This is a genomic window from Anaerotaenia torta, from assembly GCF_050433395.1.
GTDB lineage: Bacteria > Bacillota > Clostridia > Lachnospirales > Lachnospiraceae > Mobilitalea > Mobilitalea torta.
This window is the reverse complement of the sequence record NZ_JBNPXH010000001.1, coordinates 755180-774177: the sequence shown is the minus strand read 5'-3', so window position 1 is coordinate 774177 and position 18998 is coordinate 755180. Positions and strand designations below refer to the sequence as shown.

Below are 18998 nucleotides of genomic sequence, written 5' to 3'. Positions count from 1 at the left end.
TCCTCCTTTAATATTCTGTTTTCTTCATAATCCGGTACTGTATCAGGGTAATAACCATGATAATCAGAAACAGGAACTCAGACATGGCTGTGGCGTATCCCATCCGGTTGCCCACATCAAAAGCACGATTATAGACATAGGTAACCAGGGTCTCCGTCGTAAAGTTCGGTCCTCCGTCCGTCAGGGTGAATACCAGATCAAATACCTGAAGGGAGCCTATGACTCTGGTCATAAGCAGGAACCAGAAAGCAGGCATGATATTGGGCAGCGTAATGGAGAAGAACTGGCGCACCTTCCCGGCTCCGTCAATATCCGCCGCCTCATAATAATCCCCGGGCACATTCTGCATCGCTGAAATCAAAATGATGGTGGAAATACCAAAGGTCCTCCATACGGACACAAAGATAACAACACCCAGGGTAAGCCCCGGCGTATTGAGAAAATTCACCTTTCCAAAGCCCAGCAGTCTCACCCAGTAAGTAATCAGCCCCACATTAGAATGCAGAATAATCTGCCACATAATGCCGATGGCGGTGGCGGAGCAGACGATGGGCAGGAAATAAATGCTGCGGAACAGCTTATTGGTAAAGGTATTCTTCGTAAGCATGGCGGAAAGCGCCAGGCCCAGCACCATCTGAATCGGCACCTCGATTGCGGTGAACTTAATGGTCACAATCAGACTGTTGATGAATCTTCTGTCTGTCAGGGCTTCCTTAAAATTGGCCAGCCCCACAAATTTTGCGCTTTGAAAAGAAATCCCCATATCCAGCGTACTGATGACAAAGGATACGAACAGGGGCAGCACATTGAACACCAGAATTAGAAGCGCAGCCGGCAGCAGGAACAGATACGGCGCATGCTGGGGCTTATTCCAATAGGAACGGATATTGCTGAATTTATTACTCAAGGATGCTCCTCCAATCATAATTTACTTTTAGAAGAAAGGGAGAACCGGGCAGCGCCTCCCGTTCTCCCTTCCTGAATTTTATGGTTCGGTCAGTGATACCTCAGTGCCGCCAGCCGAACTGCAGCTTTTCGATTATTTTACGAGAGCGCCTTCTCCCTCGTTGGTGATAACCGCTTTTTCCGCGTCTGCCTGGGCCTGGGCCATGGCCTGGTCAATGGGTGTGTCAAATACGATCGCCTGACTCATATTTCCAATGATACCCACCAGCTCGCTCCAGCCCTTGAATTCCGGAGATGTGGTGATCCAGATGGACTCCTTGCTGTTGTCATCCAGATTCAACGCCGCCAGTCTCTCATTGTTTTTATAAGCATCGGATTCTGCAGTCGGGGTATAGGTGGTAGGGAAGCCCAGCTTTAAAGACCAGGTGGAGACAGCGGTATCCTCTACCGAAGTGCCTTCCTTGCCCATGTACCACCATTGCAGGAATCTTTCGCAGGCGAGCTTTTCCTGGTCCGTCGCACCCTTGGTAACAAAGAAGCCGGCTACATCACCCAGGGGCTCCTTGCCGAAGATCTTGCACATGCCGAAATTAATTCCCGCTTCATCCGCACCGGGAGCAAGCCAGGGACCATTGACCATGATACCGATCTGTCCGGCCTTGAACATGGAGTCAATCTCATTCTCCTGTGGATTGTTGCCGCTGGTATACATGGCCTTCATCCATTCCAGATATTCTTTAAAGCCTGCGTTTCCTGCGATATTAACCTTATATTTGCCGTCCTGCTGGCGTTCCACCGCAAGACCGCCCTTCTGCTGCATCAGGCACATCTGATGGGTGCCGTATGCCATAAATAATCCTGATCCGTAGACATTGCTGCTAGCATCCGTAATCTTTGCCGCCATCTGGGTCCACTCCTCAAAGCTCTTCGGAGGCTGCTCCGGGTCCAGGCCGGCCTTTACAAACAAATCCTTGTTCCAGTACATATAGTAGAGGGAATTCTGGAAAGGCAGTGAGTACAAATCCTCTCCTATCTTGCCGGTATCCAGGGAATTCGCATTGAAATCCTCCGCCTTTAAGGTCGTGTTGGTCCATACATCATTGATGGGGAGCAAATACTCCTGATATTTGAACCGGTCACCATTTCCCATAAGAATCAGCGGACTTGCATCGCCTGTGGGAAGGGAGGTGGATAGCTTCTCTCCGAAGGAAGCGCTGATATCCATCTTAACGGTAATCTTCCAGGGATTCTCTTTATTAAACCGGTCTACTAACTCTACCAGAGTGTCGCCGTCCGGCCCTGTCCATGAATTCCAGAATTCAATGGTGATTGGTGTCGCCTCCCCGGCACCATTCTGTTCGCCCGAAGTCGGCTTCGGTGTTGCAGTTCCTGAGGGTTCGCCTTGCTTCTTGCCGCAGGCCGCAAGCGAAGTTACCAGCAGGGCCGCACACAATAAAATTGCGAGTTTTTTGATTTTCATGATAATTCCTCCTCTTTGATTTTCTGCATGTCTCCGTATGTCACAGCAGAATACTCATAGTTCGCTTCGCTGCTTCCTTATAATATTACAACAGCTCAGCTTCTGATAATATTATAGTATGGACATACTTTCACCTCTTCATCCGCAAGCGGATGAATGTTCACGTGTACATTTTAAAATAAATATAAATCGCCATAATCATGGCGCTTTTATACATAATCCATAAGTATTTATAAATTGTTCACGTGAACACTATGGTTTATGTATAAGTTATATCATACAACATGTCCTATGTCAACAGTTTTTTTGCAATTTTTTTAGTACAAATCACAACAACGGGTTACAGCGCCTTCCAGGGTATATGGAAAATAACATCGCCCGGAATGCACGGTAACCCATGATATGCCCTGCGGCATCTTTGTTCCTTGGATAAATCAGGAGGGCAGCTTCTTCTCTGCCATGAGAAACAGCTTCTTAAGCCTGCAGCTCTGCCAGAGATAGAATAATTCTATCTACATTTTCCCCTTCGATATAGAGGGCCATGCTCTCAATCCCCAGGGTGTCACGGAGCGAGATTGTAATCTCCTTCTCTGAACCGGCATCCATCTCAAAATAGTTGTCACTGTAGTCCGCCCGCTTATCCAACAGATTCACCCGGACATTGCACGCATAGGCTTCGGTTCTCAGCCTCAGGGTTATTAAGGTATTTTTTCTCCAGGCACCAGTGATACGAAGACCGGAGGGTGTAAGCTTCAGTTGGTTGATTTCATATATGTCCGTGAACAGATACCTGTTTTCAAACAGGTTATCCTCCGTCTGGAATTCAATCTTCAAATATTCATTGCGGGCATCTGCCACAGCCAGCTCCTCCGAAGCGATCTTGCACAGGAGTGCCGAGCTGTCCTTCCCTGCCTTGCAGCGCAGCTCCTTCGTGAAATAGATATTGCCCTGAAAATCCCGGTGGGTAACCACCAGCCATCCATCAATATCCTCCGTCAGCTCACTGCACGAATATACCTCATAGCCTCTGTCACTTTCCCTGCACACCACAACCAGATCCTCGTAAGCCCTGCGGGTATAATAATAGGTCATTTTCGTGCGCCGGAACATATCGACCGTGGACATATGGGAGGGGAAGATTCCGCCCTTGGGCGGGTCTGCCACCGGATCATTGAATTTCCAGTACAGGGAACCGCCGCAGGTCCATTTGAGGCTCCGGAAATACTCAATCCAGTATTTCAATGCCATGGAATTATACACCTGGCTGTAATAGATTGCCTTGTCATGCTCCGCCTTCTCCAGGTACTCCCCGGCAAAGGGCAGGAATTCCATGAGCTCCTTCCTGTCCCGGATCGGCTCCCTTAAGAAATTATACTTGTAATAGGTATCCTTTTCGGGAAAACAGATGAAGCCGAATTCGCTCATAAAGCGGGGCCGGAAGCCTCTGACCCGCTTGTAGTAGTTTTTCCCGTAATCCCGGTATTCCCTGACACCGGGGTCCGCTGACATGATATATAAATGCATGTCCCCCTGATAGGGTGATTCCGGGTTGTCGCCGCCCTTATAGAATTCATCGGGACTGCAGGGCGAGGTGGGCAGATAAGGCCGATGTAGATCGAGGCGTCCGCAGGCTTCCTTCAGGATCACATTGCTGATCCTGTCCTCCTGGAATTCATAGGGTCTTCCCGCCCATCCGTAGGCCTGGCCGTTCTCGTTATCACCGGCCCAGATCACCAGGGAAGTATAGTTCCGGTATCTTTGGATGACATATTCGGCCTCTCTGGCTACATTTCCAAGGAATTCTTCATTCTGGGGATAGATGCCGCAGGAAAGCATGAAATCATTCCAAAGCATAATTCCCTTCTCATCGCACAGCTCAAACAGTCTGGGGCTCTCATAAATGCCGCCTCCCCAGATTCTTAACATGCTCAGGTTGCCCTGCACGGCATAATCAATCAAGTCTTCATAATCCTCATCGGTAATGTCCGTGTAAACCACGTTCAGCGGCACCCAGTTGGCGCCTCTGATAAACAGCCTGCGCCCGTTCACCGCAAAGAGGAAGGATCTTCCGTCCCCCTGATCCTCCTGAATGATCTCAATTGTTCGGATGCCGAACCTCTGATGCTTCTCGTCAATGACTGTACCATTCTTCTTCAAAATCAGGCGAAAGTCATAAAGTTCAGGACTTCCATAGGGTCTGGGCCACCAGAGAACCGGATCGGCCACCCTGATATCCAGTGACTTAAACTCCTCCAGTCTGCCTTCCTTACTGAATACTGTATGGAAAAATTTTTTTCCTGCTGCCTCTTCCTCCTGAACCGACATACCGGAACCCTCTATCGAGCAAGCTGTCACGGTATATTCCGTGTTTTCTCTACCCGCGTTATCTGCAACGCTGCTCCTTGTCAGACAAGCCATTAAGGTGTATTCTGCCCCGCAGCCCTCCAGACCATCCAATTCCGCCGTAAGACCGAGAACCGCCTCCCCCTCCGTGATACTCTTCGTATAAAGATAATAGGAGCCGATCACTGCATCTTCCTGCGCACATATGGTAACGTCCTTCCAGATACCTGTGGTAACACACCGTCCGCAGAAGTCCCAGGAATAATTCATTTGAGCCTTACGGGCCAGTATCCGGTCGCTGGTGGTAATTGAGAAGATTCCCTTTTGATCCATGTGTTCCACGTGCTTCACCGGGGAATAGAAGCGAACTGCCAGAACATTCCGTTTTCCGTATTGTAATGTCCCGGTCACATCCACCTGCACCGGAAGGTGCATATTATTGCCCGTCCCGATCTTCACCCCGTTGAGGAAGATATCGCAGAAGGTATCCAGTCCCTGAAAATCAATCATTACTTCCTTCGCTTTCATGGTGTCAGGCATGTAGAATTCCTTATAATACACCCAGTCCGCCTCTTCAATCCATCGCTCTTCCTCTGTGTCCTTGCTGTAAACATGCCCGCGGATGTAGCCCGCTTTCCTCAGCGTGCTGTGGATCTCCTCGGGAATCTTTGCCTCAAGCCATCCCTCCGGTATAAAGCTCTCTTCCAATATGTCCGATATGGGATGATTATATGGAATATGATTTACCTTCCAGGTTCCGTTTAATGATAGAATCATTTTGATACCTCCAAATTTATATTTCATGATAAAAGCACGGCAAATCTCCTCTCAGACCAGATTTCGCCAAAAGAGACTCATTGATAAATATAATTTTGAAGAGTTCTTATGTAATCCTCATAATATTCGCAGTTCTGAAACAGAAAGGCTTCCGGCAGTGCCAGGATTTCCTCCTTGGTGAGCTTTTCAAGGGCTGCCTTCAGCCAGTACTTTTCCTGCAAGCGGTATACGATAGCCCGTGCGGCAAAGCGAAGATGATACCGGTCGTCCTCCGTTGCTTCCGGAAAATTCCCGGCGCACAGTTGATCCATTACCTTACCGGCAATGTCAATATCCAGGTAATGGTTCCAATAGCCCCCGATTTCAGATACCAGCTTCATCCAGGGTGAATCCGATTTCGGATAGGCAATCCCGATCAGCTGGGCATCCTTATAGGACCACAGGATCCAGGAAACCTTATACTTGAGAAAAAGCTCCAGGGTGTCCTCTACCAGACTTATGGTAAAGGAAATGTCCTCCCTGTCCATATCATAACCTGCCTCGCCGCAGAGAATCGGGCGGTCAAACTGCTCTCTTATCTGAATCAGCTTCAAAAATACCTTCTCAAATTCCTGCTTTCTCCTCTCCCTGCTATAGCTCTTATCCAGCAGCTCCTGGTTCCAGACCGTGGGATAAAAGTGGAAGGTCAGCGCCGTCTGTTCGTCGGTAATTTCATGAAAGCAGCAGAAATCCATAGCAAAGAAATCACCCTCCAGAAAAATAATGTGATTTTGATCCACCTGTCGGATCGCCTGGGTTACCTCCTCATAAAACTGGGCTATGCGGTCCTCCTTAGGGATCAGAAACGGCTCGTTCAGCAGATCATATCCCAGCAGATAAGGCTCCTCCTTATATCTGGCTGCAATCGCCTGCCACAGACCCGCCATCTGGTCGCGAAACACTTTAAAATACCAGAACTGGGGGGAGCCGGTCTGATTATCGCTGTGCCAGTCCGGATTCTGTCCTCCCGGAACCGAGTGGAGATCCGGCAGGAGATAAATCTGATATTTTCTGGAGAGCTCCATCAAACGGTCAAAAACCCGAAAGCCTTCTTCTTTTAACACACCCGGATTCTGATCATCGATAAACAAATGATAATGAAAGGGGATACGGAGCAGATTAATTCCGATTTTCTTCAGAAATGCAAAATCCTCGTCGGTCACAAAGCAATCCGTAAACCGTTTAAAAAATTCTCTGCCGGTCTCCTCCGTGAAAACGCTGTCAAAGGTCCTTCTGATCTGGCTGTCCGTCGTTGGTATGCCGATCATAAAGTGTTCAAGGTTTAACCAGGAGCCTATTCCCAGACCGGAAAACAGAATCTCCTTCCCTTCGCGATAAAATGACTTCCCTTTTATTTTAACAAAATCCATCGTTACCATCCTTCCTGCCGCTTGCTATTTCCTCATAGCTACATGCGCCTCCATGATTCCACGAAATTTCTATATTTTCATGTGGCTTCCATATTCCCCTGCAAGCCTGTATTCCTTTGCAACCCTTATATCTCTTGGCCATTCTTATATCTTATGGCACCCCATATATCTCCTAACAGCCCGTATATCTTTGGGTAGACCTTATGTCTCCTGACAGTCTCTGCCGTATTTCTTTACCGTCTCTATATTTCCTTGCTCTGCTTGCTGATAAAATCATTCAAATTCATTGAATTAATCATTGCAATGACCTCTTCAATGGATTTTTTATTAAACTTCTGCAATATATTCCTGATCTGTGTTTTCACCGTTGACATTTCCACACAGCGGATTCTACATATCTCTTTTCTCGTCTTACGCATTAACAGCAGGCTCAATATCTCCAGCTCAGTGCCCGTCAGGGAGCTAACGATACTGACAGCATACAGAAAGCTGCTCTCATAGGATTTGACCCGCTTGAACTCCCCCAGGATTTTAGTTGCCAGCTCCGGCCTCAGGGGGGCATTCCCCTCATATACATTGCGGATGCTGGTGACCACATCCTCCGCCCGGGCATTTTTCAGGATATAGTCACATACGCCGAACTGAAATGCCGTGTAAATCAGCTCATCCTCTTCATAAACCGTCAATATGATTATCTTCAGCTTCGGAAAATGCATCAGCAGCTTCTCCGCCGCCCGCAGTCCCGCATCCTTTTCCTCCATCTCAATATCCATCAGAACGATATCCGGACGCTTTAACAGAGCCTGCTCCACCGCTTCCCTCCCGCTGGGGACATCGGCAATCACCTCGATATCCTCGGCCTCCGACAGAATCCTCACATATCTCTTCCTGATAGGTTCCATATCCTCTGCGATCAATACGCGAATGCTCTTTTCTGCCATCTCTCCGGTCCTCACTTTCCATATATCCTCGCAAAACACAGCACTGCCCACGATTTTCACCAACCTAATAGGAAATATATTTCCCTATATCCGGCAGGAATATCTTAAAATCCGTTCCCGCATTTTCCTGGCTCTCTACCTCGATCTTCCCGTCATGGGCCATGATGATCCGATGTGCCAGCGCCAGCCCGATTCCCCAGTGCTTCGCAATGGATTTGGAAGAATAAAGGGGCGTGAATATATTCTTCATGTCCTTCTCGCTGATACCGGTTCCCGTATCCTGAATGGATAGGACAATCCAGTTGCTGGCCCTCTGGAGCCGGACCGTTAATTTCCTCTGCTCCGGCGGCACCGCCTCCATGGCGTCCAGGGCGTTCTCGATGATATTCTTTACCGCCTGTTCAAAATACATCTGGTCAAGCATCACGCTGACGGCCTCCACCTCCAGGCTGACCGCCAGCTCACAGCTTCGGAGATTGATCTTCATATTCTCAAGAATGCCTGTAATATACTGGCGGATATCCGTTTCCTCCAGGTTCAGCTTCGAGGTCTTCGTCCCCCGGTGGATGGTATCCAGCCTTTCATACAAATGGCGGCAGCGGTTCAGCACCTCCTTAATACCCTCCTCATTTTCCCGGGAGGGGTTTAGAATCTCAATTTCGGACTGGATTGCCAGTATCTCATTCTTCATATAGTGGCAGAAAATTTTAGAGGTAGTATCTGCCGCGTCGATCTGCTTCGTGATGGTGAACTCCTTCTTAGCCATCTGCCTCTTGATTTTAGCCAGCTCATAGATGCAGAAGGCGCATGCCAATGTGGTAACCGTCAGATAATAGGGATACGCCGTATAAATGACCCGGTTCCTGCTCAAGGGAATGGACAGGTACACCACATAATCGGCAACCTTGGACACCTTGGTCAGATAGGAGGGGGAAAACCAGAAGATGATGATATAGGAAATCATAATCAAGGTATAGCAGACTCCCTCTCCGATGAGGTAGGTTCTCAAAAAACGGAGCAAATGCACTTCCCGGTAAGACAGTCCCAGCTGCACGATGCTGTACAGGATCACTCCGATATTAAATGCAACGGTAATTCCATGAAACGCCTCCATGAGAGTATGGATGTATCTCAGCGGCAAAAACCGGGGGTATGCTAGAAAATAAAAAAAATATTGTATGTCCGGATCATAGGCAAATATCTGCAGGCCGAGGAGCACCGGAAGAATTCTTCGGAAATCAAACCACCGGTACATGGCAAGCTTCTTGCGGTAGGAGATGGAAAAATGGTAACCGAAATAAATCACCGCCAGGGAGGAAAGGTTTAATAAACGGATGATGATATTCCTGGGAACATCAACAAACATCAGATATTTCCACACTGACTTGGGCAGGGAGAAGTAGTTATCCACAATATTATAATAATACGAGTCCTTGGACAGATAAAATATCATCGAAAAAATTACCGCAACATAAGCAATCAGGGTTGCCGCCAGGTATTTTGAAGACATCCTGCCGTCCCTCTGCAGCAGCAGATAAACCAGCACAACGATTACCACAATGATAAATGAAAGCATGACATTCCCTCCCGGCCCGGATTACTCACTCCGCACGATTTTCATAAGCTTGACGCCTTTCTTAATAATAACTATAATATAGTCAGGCTAAAAACACAAGAAAACCCACCGTACAGTCAGGAGGAATGATATTATGCGCAAATTTCGATGGATCTTACCGGTTCTGCTCATTGCCGGAATCCTAATGGTCGTTCTGATTCAGCTAAGGAGCGCCGGCGGACCCGACACCGGTTCCTCCTCTGAGATAAGCGGTTCTCCCCAGGAGAAGGTGGTCCTTGATTATTATTTCTGGGACGATGAGATCTCCTACATCCGTCCGGTTGCCAATGCCTATACGGCCTTTCACCGGAATGTCAAAATTAATCTCCATGCCCTGGATAGTGATTACTATATTGATGTCATCAAGCTGCTTCTGGACGGAGATACCAAGATTGATCTGGTGGGTGTCCGGGGAATCTCCCTTTTGGTTCAGATGAAGGAACAGCTTCTTAATATTACCTCGGATATCATTAACAATCAGATCGATGTAACCGCATACGGCAACATGTATAACAATATTTCAATTGACGGGGAGTACTACGGCTTGCCCACCAGAAGCACCTGCTGGTTCCTGCTCTACAACAGGGATCTCTTTGATCAGGCAAGGGTGGCCTATCCCGGACAGATGACCTGGGACGAATACCGCCGCCTTGCCCTCACCATGACCCATGGCACCAATAAAAACAAGGTGTACGGCGGCTTCTGGCCCCCGTGGCTCTTCAACTTCGGCGCCATCCAGCGGTCCTCCTATCTCATTGATGATGATCTGACCTATACAAAGCAGTCCCTGGAAATGCTGAATAATTTCTATAACGTGGATAAATCCCATATCAGCTATACACAGATCGCAATTACTAACGATATCATCGACTATCTCTCCATTTTTGAGGAGAATCGAATCGCTATGATGCCCCAGGGTGAATGGATGATCAACATGCTCATTGAATACGAGAAGGATCATACCGACTGTGTCAACTGGGATATCGCACCCATGCCCGTCTTTCCGGGCCAGGACCCCGGCGTCACCTGGGGCCAGTACCAGTTTGCCGGTATCGCAAAGGATACCCGGTATCCCCAGGAGTGCTTCCAGTTCCTGCAATTCCTCTGCGGAGAGGAAGGCGCCCGCATTTATGCGGAGAACGGTATCATTCACGCTTACTGTGATGATGAAATCAAACCCATCTATCTGAACGCGGTGGGGAGGGAATCCGCTTCCTATTTCTATGAAGCCAAAAAGGTTCAGGAGGAAGTGACTGCCCCTTATTACCAGGAGATCATTGTGGACTTTAAGCCAATTGCCCAGGACTATCTGCTGGGTAAAATATCCCTGGAACAGGCCATGCAGCAATTGGAGGAGGCACGCGCCCGTATCTACGGCAGCCAGCCCTAGGAGCCCCGGGGCCGGGAAGGAGAACGGCTCAGCCCTTCATTCCGGTATAGGCAACACCTTCCACGATGTATTTCTGGGCAAGGGCATATACGATCACCACCGGGATCAGGGAGATCACCGTACCTGCCATGATGGCGCCGTAATTCGTATCATATTCCCGCTTGAAGGTAGCCAGCCCCAGCTGGATCGTCTTCATCGTATCAGTATCCAGATAAATCATGGGTCCCATATAATCATTCCAGACCGAGGTAAAGGTAAGGGCTGTCAGGGTAGCCAGGCCGGTCTTGCTCAAGGGCAGGATGATCCTGGTATAGATCCGGAAGGGCCCGCAGCCATCGATTTTCGCCGCCTCATTCAGGCTGTTGGGAATACTCATCATATTCTGGCGCATGATGAACACGCCGAAAGCGCTGAAGGCTCCGGTTAAAATCAGGGACCAGTGGCTGTTGTACAGCCCCAGCCTCTGGATCACGATGAACTGGGGTATCATGATGGCATGCCACGGAACCATCATGGTTCCCAGGTAGGCGAGAAAAATCTTATCTCTTCCCGGAAACTCCAGCTTGGAGAAAGCATAGCCTGCCATGGAGCAGGTAATCAGCTGCAGCCCTGTAACAATAATACTGATTTTCGCCGTATTGAAAAAGTATACCGGAAAGGGAATGTGATTCCACACGGTATCATAGTTCACGGAGCGGAACACTCTGGGTATCCATTGAATCGGAGTGGTAAAAATCTCGGCCTTCTCCTTAAAGGAGGCGCTGACCATCCAAAAAAACGGAATTATCATGGATATCCCCACGATCAGGCATAGAATGTAGATCACTATGGTGCCTGGTTTTATTTTTCTTTTCTTTTTGGTTATTATTTTCTCAGTCATGAAGCTTTCCCCCTGTCTTTCTTGTTTAGATATCTTCGTTCACCCATTTTTTCTGGGCTCTCCACTGGATGATCGTAAGCAGGAACACGATGAGAAACAGGAAATATCCGATGGAAGAGGCATAGCCCATTTTCCCGTAGCGGAAGGCCTCCAGATAGACTCTCATGACCAGAACGCTGGTCTCCCGTCCGGGACCTCCCTCGGTAGTGACATTAATGATATCAAATACCTGGAAGGATGCGATAAAGGTTAATATCGTAACCATGAAGGTGGTGGGCGACAACATGGGCCAGGTGATGTAGCGGAAGGTCTTAAAGGCCGAAGCGCCGTCAATCTTGGCTGATTCATACAGATGGGAGGGAATGCTCTTTAAGCCACCCAGGAACATAATCATATAATAGCCTGCCTGCTTCCAGACCACCACAATGACAATGGAAGCCATCGCTGTGGAAGTCCCCCAGAACCATTTCGGCGGATTCTCTATTCCAAACCGCATCAGCAGCTGATTTACCGGTCCGTTCTTAACCTGGAACAGTTGCAGCCACACACAGCCCACCGCAACCATGGAGGTCAGGTTGGGAAAGAAATAAATTGTTTTAAAGAAGCCACCGCCATACAATTTCCTGTTGAGCATCAGGGCCAGCAGCAGGGAGAACAAGATGGTCAGCGGTACGGTGGATATCGTATAGAAGAAATTATTCTTTAAGGAAATGGTAAAATTGCTGTTCTGAAACATATTGATATAGTTCTGAATTCCGATAAAATTCAGTTTGCCAAAGCCGGTGTAATCGGTCAAACTGATGACCAGGCCCATTACCACCGGAATGGCCGTAAAAATTAAAAAGCCGATTAGATTGGGCAGCAAAAACAGATAGCCGGCCACCCATTCCTTTCGATTCAGCTTACTGCTTCTTCTTTTCTTAAGCATCTGCTCTGCCATCATGCATCCTCCTGTCTTCGGTCAAAGAATAAGGGCCGCCGCACATACTTGTTGAAACAGCACAACGGGAAATATGCAGCAGCCCCTATGAATTATTTGCCTACAACCTCGTCCCGTCTCTGGGTGAAGGTATCAAATGCTTCCTCCAGGGTACAGTTGCCGATCAGAGAGTTCTTCAGCTCCTCCTTGAAGGCATCATTGATCTCATTATAAAAGGATTCGATTCCCTGCTCGGAGGCTACCTTGGAAGAGAACACATACTCGGTGCCGGCAGCGGTTACGTTCTGCTTATAAACCCCTAATGCCGCATCCGAAGGATAGGCCGGCACGCAGGAATACTTCGCGTAGATCTTGGCACCTTCATCACTATAGCAGCAGAATTTGATGAAATCATATACCTCTTCGGCATGCTTGCTGTTGGCTGCGATGCTGAAGCTGGAGGAGCTGCCGACGGTGGAGCCCTCGGGTGTCTGCTCAAATCTGGGCAGAGGAGCGGCACACCAGGTAAAGTCGGTCACAACATCAGGTAACAGCAGGAATTCCCAGTCGCCGTTGATCATCATATAGGTATTGCCTTCTGCAAAATAGGAGTTAATATCAAAGGAGCCTGACATATCCTCAATGCTTGGATGGCTCTTATCCGTTACATACCATCTCTCAAGATGCTGTGCATACTGCTTCGTCAAGGCAAGGCTCTCATCGGTTAAGTATTCCCCTGCTGCCACAGAGCCCTGGTTCATCATCCAGTCGGGACATACCGCTCCCATCTTGCCGTCTGCGGTTAAAGATTTTGCCAGATCCGAGTACTGATCCCAGGTAAGGTTGATGGGGTAATCCATTCCTGCCGCATCAAAGAGATCCTTGTTATACCAGAGGAGCCAGCAGGACTTGCTTGTCAGCAGACCGTAATTCTTGCCGTTATAGGCGAAGGCTTCAATCATGGAGCCGTATTTGCTTACATCTACGCCGTTGGCTGCGTTCAGATCATCCAGAGCAAGCAGCGCACCCTGCTCGGCAAGCTGTCTTGCGGCACTTCCGCCGCGGAGCCAGAAGCCGTCCAGGTCGGCACCGCCGGAAAGCATAACCTTGATCTTATCATCGTAATCGTCATTGGCAATCAAGGTCAGATTTACCTTGATACGGGTGCTCTGCGCATTGTAGGCATCCACCAGGGCTGTCATAACCTTTTCATTGTCCGTGTGCTCATAGAAGTTCACCGTAACCACCTCATCAGAAGCGGCTCCCCCCTCCGCTTTGCCGCCCTCCGAAGAACCGCCGGTGGGTGTATTCCCTGCGGAACCGGGGTCCTTGCCGGTGCAGGCCGCAAGACTTACCACAAGTACCAAAGCCATGATAATTGCAATAATTTTCTTCATAAATTTATCCTCCCTTAAATTGATTTGGTGATCAAATCATAACACCGCTCCTGCGGCATGCATAGGCTTATATTTTATCATCCCTGCTGCCTGCAAAGTGTGGAACCAGATGCCCAAAAAATCAGGCAGAATACGTGATCCTGATCTCCCCTCTCCGGCTGCTTTCCGCTATTACCTCCCCCTGGAGGAGAAGCATAGCCGAGTTACCATTCAGGTTCTTAAGAAGCCCTTCTACGGCTCCTTCTTTATTCCAGGAATACGACAGCTCAAAGCCCCCTCTGAGCTTAAGCCCCTTCACATAGCCCTCCGAAAGCTGCTTGGGCAGGGCAGGCTTAAGGTAAATCACGGTCCGCATGCTTCCATCCTCCAAAATCTCTGCCCGGTCATCCGCAAGCATTAAAGCAATCCCTGCCGAATGGCCTTCATTGCCATCCATCTGGAAGGGGTAGAAATTATGAGCAATATCCGGGAGCTCCGGTTCCTCTGCCGTTTCATCACAGTGAAAGGCCAGATTCAGAAGATTCTGGCAGGTAGCTGCACGAAATGCCATGGTCAGGGCCTCGTAAGCCTTATCCGGGTCACGCAGCTTTGCCCAGGCTGCCAGCCGGTAGGCATTGGCCCACCCTGCGGTGGTAACTCCCCGAACCTCCAGGGATCTGGCTGCCGCCCGGGCCAGCTCCGGCGTCTCCTCCCTGGAGATCAGAAAGCCGGGATAAAGTCCCCACAGATGGGAAAGATGGCGGTGGTGCACCAACGCTTCCTCGTACTCCTTCAGCCACTCCATGATCCGTCCGTCTGAGCTGATCTGAATCGGGGCCATCCGCTCTAAGGTATCCTGAAGCTGATTTACAAATTCTTTGCTCCTGCCAAGAAGTTTTTCCGCCTGGATACAGTATTCAAACAGGCTTCGGACAAGCTCCGTGTCATAGGCCGGGCCCATGCAGAGCGCCGTCCTCCTTCCGGCTTCGTCATAAAACCAGTTCTCCGGGGAGCTGGAGGGGCTGGTCACAAGGTAATGGCGCTCCGGCTCCTCTACAAGCATGTCCAGATAGAACAGCGCCGCCTCCTTCATAATGGGATAGGCCCACTCCAGGTATTGCTTATCACAGGTATAAAGGTAATGATCCCAGAGATGATGGCACTGCCAGGCCGCACTTCCCGTTGTCGATCCCCAGGAGGCATCCTCACAGGGAGAAGTAAAGCCCCATGGATTGGTGCAGGTATGGGCCATCCAGCCCCGCATATTATAATACGCCCTTGCCGTTCTTCTGCCCGGCTCCGTCAGCTCCTTCGTCAGCTCCAGATAGGGCATATGACATTCCGTGAGATTCCCCGTCTCCGCCAGCCAGTACAGCTCCTGCTGGGCGTTTAAGTGCCAGTCCCCGTTCCAGGGTGTCTGTATCTCCTGTGCCCAGATGCCCTGGAGATTGCAGGGAAGCCCGCCCTCTCTGGAGGAGCTGATCAGCAGATAGCGCGCATAATGGTAGTAAAGCTCGATAAGGCCGTGATCCTCCTTCTCCGGGGAATACTCCAAAATTCTCTGCTTTAAGTCCATGCCGCTATTATCCCGAGGCTTGGCAAAGGCAATTTCATTCCGCTGGTACAGAGCCTGAAAATCCTGTAAATGATCCCGTTGAATGGCCTCCCAGTCCTTATTCTTCGCCGCATCCATTTCCGACAGCGAGGCTGCAACCTCATCCGTCAGGTTACGTCCCAGAAAGCCCTGCATATTGGTCGCCGCAGTAACATAGACCGTGGCCTCATCCGCGCCTGTCACACACAAGCGTCCGCTGTTTGTAAATACCTTGCCGCCGACCGCCGTGATTTTCACATGACAGGCATATTTCACTCCATGGCCCTCCTTGCCGTCATGGAGCCGGCCCGTCATCTGCAGGGTCATATCCGGCAGGATGCTGGTCTCAAAGTTCTCTTCCCGGTCCAGTGCCACGGCAAAATGAATGCTTCCCGGCTTCTTCGCCGTAAAATGTGCTGCTAGAACCTGATCCGGGCAGGAACAGAGATATTCTCTGGTATAATCACCGGTGTGGTTGCGGAAGCGGATTCTGGCCATTCCTTCCTCCAGATTAAGCTCCCGGGTGTAATCCCGGATATCGTCGCCGGACTGATGGGAGAAGCTGGTGGCCTGGAAGAAAAAGAAGCGCAGGCTTCCCAGCACCTGATAGCAGCCGAAGGCCCCATTGGCCGCGTTGGCAAACATGGTGCCCTCACCCTGGCAGGTAAAATGCTGTGAGAACAGTTCCTGCGCTTCGTGATTCCTTCCCTCCATCAGCAGCCTTCTGATTTCAGGAAGATGCCGGTGGGCATCCGGCCTGTCGCTGTCCTGGGGACTTCCTGACCACAGGGTGCTTTCATTGAGTATAATCGTATCCTTCTGGGGATGGCCGAAGATCATTCCCCCCAACCGGCCGTTGCCGATGGGAAGCGCTTCAAAAAAACTGTCGGCGTGAGCTTTATAATGCATTACATGTTCCGGGCGGATTCTTGTATTCATGGCTTACTCCTTTCCAAATTTATATTACTGTCTATTTACTATCTATGGCTATCATATGGGCGGAATCAAAAAAATAAAAGGTTGATTTTATATCAACCCTTCACATAAGAATCCGTATGCTGTTCCCGCTTTACCCGTTTGACCGCAGACGGGAGATCCTCCCGCCTCATTAGCCCCTATCTATTATATGGTTTCTCCCTCTACAATGGTTGCAGCCATTTTTCTATGAAAGGAAATCTCCTTTCCCTCAATCATATCGATCAGCATACCCGCTGCTTCGTACCCCATCCTTTCCACATGATTATCCACTGTGGTCAGCTGGGGGATAAAATCCTGATACATCTGTATCCGGTCAAAGCCCATGATACCATAGTCCTTTGGAGGAAACAGCCCCTGTCTGTAGAAAGCGCTCATCACATTGCCGGCAAAGACATCACCGGAGCAGATGAATGCGGGCTTGGTAAGGCTCTCCGCCTTCTTGTACCTTAAAGCCTGCTCCGCATAATCCTCTCCGTGTATTACAATGCAGCGGCAGCCCAGCTTTCCGGCAGCCGCTTCCACTCCCTCTTTTCTCTCTCCGTGTCCGGTATTTAGAAAGCCTTCCCGGTCATACAAAGGAGGAACGACGAACACCACCTCTTTATAGCCCTTGGATACGACAAATTCAACAGCCTGATAGGCCGCCTCATATTCATCTATGCCAATGGTATGGCAGTTTTCAAATAACCGATAGCCCAGAACCACATAAGGAAGACCCAGGCCCCCCAGCATCTCCTGGAATGCCGCATCCTTATTAATGCAATTCAGAATCAATCCGTCAGCATGATAACCGGCCAGGGCACGGACTAATCGCTTTTCTTCCTTTTTATCATCCCCATGCAGGGAAATATTAAGAATATATCCCGATTCCTTGGCACGTCTTACAATGGCATCTATCATCTGAGGAAAGTACTGGTTTTTCAAATCAACAATGACGGTACCGATCATTTTGCTCCGCCCTTTTACCAGGCTCCTGGCCATCAAATCCGGCTGGTAGCCCAGCTTCTTTGCTGTCTCCAGTATCATTTGCTTTGTCTCTGCTTTGATGCTGCCTGTGCCGTGCAGGGCTCTGGTGATGGTTGCTCTCGATACACCGCATATCCTGGCCAGGTCTTTCGTTGTCACCCCCATAGCGGTCCTTCCCTCCTTCCTGGCTCATTTCATTTCATGGAATGAAACAGCCGGGTATACACAGGTATTTATAACACCTTGTGCCGGTGCGCCGCCGCGTTCCTCTCAAAACGGACAGCACTGTTCAGCTAATTATGGGCAAGACAGCCCACTAGCTCTGCAGCACGGCTTCGATTGCCTTCAGCTCTTCTTCCGTAAACTTAGCGTGGCAGGCGGCCTCCGCATTCTCCTGAATCTGCGCCGGACTGCTGGCTCCAATTAATACCGTCGTCACGGCTCCGTCACGCAGAACCCAGGACAAGGCCATCTGGGATAGCTTCTGTCCTCTGTCCGCGGCAATTTGGTTCAATCGATTCAGCTTCCCAATCATCGCCTCATTCAGTTCATTCTTAATCCAGGTGCTGCCCTTGCCGATTCTGGAATCCGCCGGGATACCCTTCAGATAACGGTCCGTGAGGAGTCCCTGGTAGAGAGGCGAGAATACCGCCAGGCCAAAGCCTTCCTTCACCGCAAAGTCCTTCAGTCCATCCTTCTCCACCCAGCGGTTCATCATGGAATAGGAGGGCTGGTTTACCACGAAGGGCGTGTGCAGCTCCCGGAATATCTTTAAGATATCCGCCGTCTGCTGGCTGTTATAATTTGAGATGCCGACATAGAGAGCCTTTCCTTGCCGTACCGCCTGATCCAGTGCCAGAGCGGTCTCCTCCGGCGGAGTGTTGGGATCGAATACATGGTGGTAAAAAATATCCACATAATCCAGCCTCATTCTCTTTAAGCTCTGATCCAGGGAGGAGAGCAGGTATTTGCGGGAACCGTTCTTGTCACCGTAAGGTCCCGGCCACATATCATAGCCCGCCTTGGTGGATATGCACAGCTCATCCCGGTAGGCTCTCAGGCCGCGGTCCAAAATCGTTGCGAAGTTCTCCTCCGCCGAACCGTTATAGGGATGCCCGTAATTATTGGCCAGATCAAAATGGGTGATGCCCAGATCAAAGGCCGTATGGCACATGCTCTCCATATTTGCCAGGTTGTCCTTATATCCGAAGTTCTGCCATAACCCCAGGGATACGGCGGGAAGCTTCAGGCCGCTTGCTCCGCAGCGGTTATAGACCATCTTCTCATATCTTTTTTCATTGGCTGTATACATTATATCCTCCTGTCCGGCTCTGCTCGGCCGCGTAAATTTATTCTATGTTACATATGGGGGAAATCCAATGGTATGTGCATTGCATTCTCCCGGCCATCGGGACGGCACAACC

13 protein-coding genes are annotated in these 18998 nt (G+C 49.6%); 1 reads left to right on the top strand and 12 read right to left on the bottom strand.

Annotation, left to right across the window (positions count from 1 at the left end):
* Positions 1-7: 7 nt before the first annotated feature.
* From HNQ56_RS03350 to HNQ56_RS03325, 6 genes are all read right to left on the bottom strand, one after another.
* Positions 8-907 (bottom strand): carbohydrate ABC transporter permease, encoded by a 900-nt coding sequence (locus HNQ56_RS03350; RefSeq protein ID WP_429142810.1) that lies wholly within the window; start codon positions 905-907, stop codon positions 8-10.
* Between the two features lie 132 nt (positions 908-1039).
* Positions 1040-2386: an extracellular solute-binding protein gene (locus tag HNQ56_RS03345; protein WP_429142808.1), complete on the bottom strand. Its 1347-nt coding sequence runs from the start codon at positions 2384-2386 to the stop codon at positions 1040-1042.
* A gap of 474 nt (positions 2387-2860) precedes the next feature.
* The gene (locus HNQ56_RS03340; RefSeq protein ID WP_429142807.1) at positions 2861-5506 is read right to left on the bottom strand and encodes a glycoside hydrolase family 2 protein; all 2646 of its coding nucleotides are present in this window, start codon (positions 5504-5506) and stop codon (positions 2861-2863) included.
* Positions 5507-5583: 77 nt separating this feature from the next.
* Positions 5584-6915, bottom strand: coding sequence for a glycoside hydrolase family 5 protein (locus tag HNQ56_RS03335; protein WP_429142805.1), 1332 nt, complete (start codon positions 6913-6915; stop codon positions 5584-5586).
* A 242-nt stretch (positions 6916-7157) separates the two neighbouring features.
* Complete coding sequence (locus HNQ56_RS03330) at positions 7158-7856, bottom strand: response regulator (protein ID WP_429142803.1); 699 nt, start codon at positions 7854-7856, stop codon at positions 7158-7160.
* Positions 7857-7920: 64 nt separating this feature from the next.
* A complete protein-coding gene (locus HNQ56_RS03325) occupies positions 7921-9432 on the bottom strand; it encodes an ATP-binding protein (RefSeq protein WP_429142802.1) in 1512 nt (503 codons plus the stop codon).
* 133 nt (positions 9433-9565) lie between these two features.
* Between HNQ56_RS03325 and HNQ56_RS03320 the strand changes: the two genes are divergently transcribed.
* Positions 9566-10861 carry an ABC transporter substrate-binding protein gene (locus tag HNQ56_RS03320; RefSeq protein ID WP_429142801.1) on the top strand — a complete coding sequence of 432 codons (1296 nt, stop codon included), beginning with the start codon at positions 9566-9568 and terminating at the stop codon, positions 10859-10861.
* A gap of 28 nt (positions 10862-10889) precedes the next feature.
* On the opposite strand, the gene HNQ56_RS03315 is transcribed toward HNQ56_RS03320, so the two are convergent.
* The 6 genes from HNQ56_RS03315 to HNQ56_RS03290 form a co-directional block, all read right to left on the bottom strand.
* Positions 10890-11741 (bottom strand): carbohydrate ABC transporter permease, encoded by an 852-nt coding sequence (locus HNQ56_RS03315; protein ID WP_429142799.1) that lies wholly within the window; start codon positions 11739-11741, stop codon positions 10890-10892.
* Between the two features lie 25 nt (positions 11742-11766).
* Positions 11767-12681 (bottom strand): carbohydrate ABC transporter permease, encoded by a 915-nt coding sequence (locus tag HNQ56_RS03310; RefSeq protein ID WP_429142797.1) that lies wholly within the window; start codon positions 12679-12681, stop codon positions 11767-11769.
* 92 nt (positions 12682-12773) lie between these two features.
* Positions 12774-14057 (bottom strand): ABC transporter substrate-binding protein, encoded by a 1284-nt coding sequence (locus HNQ56_RS03305; RefSeq protein ID WP_429142794.1) that lies wholly within the window; start codon positions 14055-14057, stop codon positions 12774-12776.
* Between the two features lie 121 nt (positions 14058-14178).
* Entirely contained in the window at positions 14179-16569 is a 2391-nt protein-coding gene (locus HNQ56_RS03300; protein ID WP_429142791.1) for a glycoside hydrolase family 95 protein, read from the bottom strand.
* A gap of 183 nt (positions 16570-16752) precedes the next feature.
* On the bottom strand, positions 16753-17739 hold the full coding sequence (locus HNQ56_RS03295; RefSeq protein WP_429142788.1) for a LacI family DNA-binding transcriptional regulator: 987 nt from the start codon (positions 17737-17739) through the stop codon (positions 16753-16755).
* 151 nt (positions 17740-17890) lie between these two features.
* The gene (locus tag HNQ56_RS03290; protein WP_429142786.1) at positions 17891-18886 is read right to left on the bottom strand and encodes an aldo/keto reductase; all 996 of its coding nucleotides are present in this window, start codon (positions 18884-18886) and stop codon (positions 17891-17893) included.
* Positions 18887-18998: the final 112 nt, after the last annotated feature.